Origin of the sequence: Hyphomonas sp. UBA3601, assembly GCF_002375605.1 — a bacterium.
GTDB lineage: Bacteria > Pseudomonadota > Alphaproteobacteria > Caulobacterales > Hyphomonadaceae > Hyphomonas.
Map to the genome: position 1 here is coordinate 22,978 of NZ_DFME01000103.1, position 4,386 is coordinate 27,363.

At 56.2% G+C, this 4,386-nt stretch carries 4 protein-coding genes and 1 pseudogene; all 5 read right to left on the bottom strand.

Features of this window, described 5'->3' with window-relative positions:
* Positions 1-135: type III pantothenate kinase (locus B4F73_RS10265; protein ID WP_290483194.1), on the bottom strand; the 135-nt coding region annotated here is incomplete at its 3' end.
* A gap of 3 nt (positions 136-138) precedes the next feature.
* On the bottom strand, positions 139-909 hold the full coding sequence (locus tag B4F73_RS10270) for a biotin--[acetyl-CoA-carboxylase] ligase (protein WP_290483189.1): 771 nt from the start codon (positions 907-909) through the stop codon (positions 139-141).
* Positions 873-2,300 carry an NADH-quinone oxidoreductase subunit NuoN gene (gene nuoN, locus B4F73_RS10275; protein ID WP_206990499.1) on the bottom strand — a complete coding sequence of 476 codons (1,428 nt, stop codon included), beginning with the start codon at positions 2,298-2,300 and terminating at the stop codon, positions 873-875. Before nuoN ends, B4F73_RS10270 begins: the two co-directional genes overlap by 37 nt.
* A gap of 4 nt (positions 2,301-2,304) precedes the next feature.
* The gene (locus tag B4F73_RS10280; RefSeq protein WP_290483190.1) at positions 2,305-3,804 is read right to left on the bottom strand and encodes an NADH-quinone oxidoreductase subunit M; all 1,500 of its coding nucleotides are present in this window, start codon (positions 3,802-3,804) and stop codon (positions 2,305-2,307) included.
* A pseudogene (locus tag B4F73_RS10285) lies at positions 3,804-4,386 on the bottom strand (NADH-quinone oxidoreductase subunit L); the annotation flags it as partial. The pseudogene B4F73_RS10285 and the gene B4F73_RS10280, both read right to left, overlap by 1 nt.

Below are 4,386 nucleotides of genomic sequence, written 5' to 3' on the forward strand. Positions count from 1 at the left end.
CCGCCACAACCATGCCGCGTGGTCGTCGGCGGTCTTGGTGGCATCGGTCGCGCTGCGCCACTGGTTGACCCAGGTCTCGCCGTCATGAATGCCGAACACCGTGTTCGTGTTGCCTACATCAATTGCCAGCAGCATCGCTTAGCTACTCCCTATCAGGCTGACATCACCAGCCCGGACTATCTCCTGACGTCCATCGGGCAATCTGAGCACCAGCGACCCGTCTTCCGCCATATCTTCCAACACGCCTATCAGGGGATCGCCGTTTCGCGAAACCGAGATCGTCTGACCGAGCCCCTCAGCGACCTTCAGCCAATCTTGCCGCAACGTCTCAAATCCTTGCCGCGCTTGTTCAAGACGACGCCCAAACGCATCACGAAGCGCCGTCAGAACATCTTCCGGGGTCAGGACTGCGTCGCATCTTAAAGAATGCAATGATGTTGCCATTTGGCCAGCGCCGTCAGGTGCGGAAGCCACATTGATCCCAATGCCTGCGGCGACCCAGAACCCAGCGCCCTGCCCGCCGGTTTCGATCAGAATGCCGGAAATCTTGGCGCCATTCACGCGCGCATCGTTGGGCCATTTCAAACGGACGGGGGCGTCTGGCGCGAGCTGCGCAGCCACATCAGATACAGCCAATGCCCCGGCGAAGGGAATACGAGAGGCTACTGGAATGCCGCCGGGCTCATGAAACAGCGCAGTGGAAAACAAGTTTCCAGACGGCGAGATCCATGGACGCTGCAAACGACCGCGCCCAGCTGTCTGAGCTTCTGCGACAAGCCAGCAATCGTCGAAATCGCCAGCCTTCGCCCGTCGCCTCGCTTCGGAATTTGTGCTGTCTATGACGCCAAGGTGGTAGACGGGCCAGGTTAAGCTCAACCTGCAAGTCCCAGAGCCGCTGTGCCCGCCCACCCTGATAGTGCGCTTATGAAGAACAGGAACAGGATACCGGCAATCAGCGCTGCGAGCAGAACTGTGATCGTCACGGGGCCATCGACCGCCTCGAAACGCTCTGTTGGCTCATCAAACCACATGATCTTGATCAGACGGAGATAATAGCCAAGCGATACGACAGACGCGAGCACGAGAATTATGACGACTGGCATCAAACCGGCCTCAACCCCGGCGGACAACACTTCCCATTTTCCAAAGAATCCACCGAACGGTGGAAGACCCGCCATTGAGAAGATCAGAATGGAAAGAGCTATCGCCAGCACGGGGCGCTTGCGCATCAAACCACCAAGCTCGTTAATTCCTTCCACCATTCCGCCTTTACGACGCATGGCAAGCACGCCCATGAACAGGCCAAGCGACGCAATTACGTACAGCGTCATGAAGACCAGCAAAGGCCCCGCACCCAATTCCGGACCCGCGGCTACAGCGACGAGCGCGTAGCCCATATTCGCAATCGATGAGTAGCCGAGCAGACGCTTGATGTTGGTCTGTGTCAGCGCGCCCAGCGAGCCGATAATCATCGACAGGCCGGCAATGATGCAGAGGATCAGCTGCCACTGGTCGATCACGTCGCCAAACATGGTGAACATGACATTCGCGAAGACCACCATGCTCGCCATTTTGGGCGCGGAGGCGAAGAACGCAACGACAGGTGTCGGCGCGCCTTCATAGACGTCCGGCGTCCAGATATGCATTGGCGCAGCAGAGACTTTGAAGGCGAGGCCGACAATCATCAGGACCATGCCGAACATCATGCCGATCGATGGGTCCGCTGCAGCGATCACGGCATATTCTGTCGAACCGCTGAACCCGTAGACGAGTGATGCGCCATACAGCAGCATGCCAGATGCAAGCGCCCCCAAAACGAAGTACTTCAAGCCAGCTTCGGACGCCTTGGCAGAATCCCGATGGAACGCAGCCAGCACATAGGAAGACAGACTAAGCGTTTCGACGCCCATATAGAGCGTCATCAAGTCAGCCGCCGACAGGATCATGCCCATGCCGAAGGAGGCGAGCAGTATCAGCAGGGAATATTCATACCGGATGGTACCATGCCGCTTCAGGAAACCCTCAGATGTGAGCAGCGCAAATCCTGCCAGGACATAGCTGACAAATTTCGCGAAGTTCACGAACGTGTTCGTACGAACGAGGCCATTGAAGGCTTCGCCTCCTTCATAGTTCATCAGAGAAAACGCGGCGGCCGCAAATAGGGCAAGAGCGCCGAACTTGATAGATACGCTGTTGAAACGATCCTTCAGCGTGGCGCCCACAAGCACGCCAATCAAGGCAGTCGCAACGAGCCAGAGTTCAGGCCCAACAGTCAGTATCATGGCAGTGAAATCAATCACGAGATCAGCCTCCCGCCATCAGGTTCAGAATGCGCAAGGCAGAACCTTCGGTAATGTTGAAAATCAAATTGGGTGCAACACCAAACAGGATTGTGAGGATTGCGAGTGGAGCAATGCAGATCCATTCAATCCTGTTCATATCCTTAATCGTGTTCAGATCAGGATTGGTGATTTTTCCAAACACTGTCCGGCGATACAGGGTGAGCATATAAACGGCCGAAAAGATCACACCAAGCGCGGCGCCAAACGCTGCCCAGGTTGAAGCTTGGAAGCCACCGACCATGGTCAGGATCTCGCCGATGAAGCCAGACGTGCCAGGAAGACCGACATTGGCCATGGTGAACAGCATGAAGAACGTGGCATAAACCGGCATCCGGTGAACCAATCCGCCATAGGCGGAAATTTCACGAGTGTGCATCCGGTCATAAACGACGCCAACGATCAGAAAGAGCGCGGCGGAGATCAGGCCGTGGCTCAGCATCTGAAAGATGGCGCCCTGTACGCCGGCTTCGTTGAAGGCGAACACGCCGAGCGTAACAAAGCCCATATGCGCAACCGACGAATATGCGATCAGTTTCTTCATGTCCGTCTGACGCCACGCGACCAGCGATGTGTATACGATCGCGATCACCGCTAGTGCGAACATCATCGGCTGAAACAATTGGCTCGCGTCCGGGAACATGGGCAGTGAAAAGCGCAGGAAGCCATAGCCGCCCATCTTCAGAAGGATGCCTGCCAGCAAAACGGATCCCGCAGTCGGTGCCTGCACGTGCGCATCCGGCAACCATGTATGGACCGGCCACATCGGCAACTTCACGGCGAACGACGCCATGAAGGCCAGCCAGAGCCAGGTCTGAACGTTCGGATCGAAGGAATACTTCTCCAGAATCTCGAAGTCAGAACCACCAGCAACCTGGTACATGTACACGACGGCCACGAGCATCAGCAGTGAACCGATCAGCGTATAAAGGAAGAATTTGAACGCCGCATAGATCTTGTCCTTGCCGCCCCAGATTCCGATGATCAGGAACATTGGGATCAGTCCAGCCTCGAAGAAGATATAGAACAGGACGAGATCCATCGCGGTGAAGACACCGATGATAAAGGTTTCAAGAACGAGAAAGGCGACCACATACTCTGTCACGCGCTTGTGGATCGAGTTCCAGCTGGCAAGGAGGCAGATAGGGATCAGGAAAGTGGTCAGCAAAATGAGCGAAATGGACAGGCCATCAATGCCCATCTTGTAGCTGATGTTACGATACCAGCTGTATTGCTCCACCAGCTGGTAGCCCGACTGGGACGCATCAAACGCACCAAATGCTGCGAGCGATGCAATGAACGTGGCGCCAGATATGATCAGGCCAGCCAGAAGCGCTGTGCGCCCCTCGGCATCACTGGACGATGCATCTCGGCTGCCAGCTGTCGCTGCGCGCACGAGCATGATGATGAGTGCACCTGCCAGCGGCAGGAACGTCATCGCTGAAAGAATGGGAAAACCGCCCATTAGTTGGCTCCTCCAGCGCGCAGCCACAGTATTCCGCCGAATACAAGTGCAGCACCGATAATCACAAATGCGTAGTGGTAGAGATATCCGGTATGCATCTTCGACAAGCGCCCAGCCGAAGCCTTGGTCACAGCCACAACACCATCAGGCCCGATGCCGTCGATGATCTTTTTGTCAGCCTTCCAGAAGAGATTGCCGAGCATGGCCGAGCCCTTGATGAGCGTGGCCTGATAGATCTCGTCAAAATACCATTTGTTGTAGAACAGCGAGTGCAACGGACCGCCACTGTCGGCGACACGCTTACCAACACCCCGGTTGAGGTAATAGGTGAACGTCGCAATCAGGAAGCCGGCAATCGTGACGACCAGCGGTGCGTACAACACCCATTCAGGCACATTATGACGATCATGAAGGACATGGTTCTCTGCGGCGCGATAGATCGCGCCAGCCCAGAACGTCTCATTATTGCCGTCCACGAACGCGTCGTAGAAATAAACGCCCGCGAAAATCGCCCCCAGGCTGAGCAGCCCCAGCGGCACCAGCATGACGAGCGGGCTCTCATGCGGCGTGTGATCATGTGCG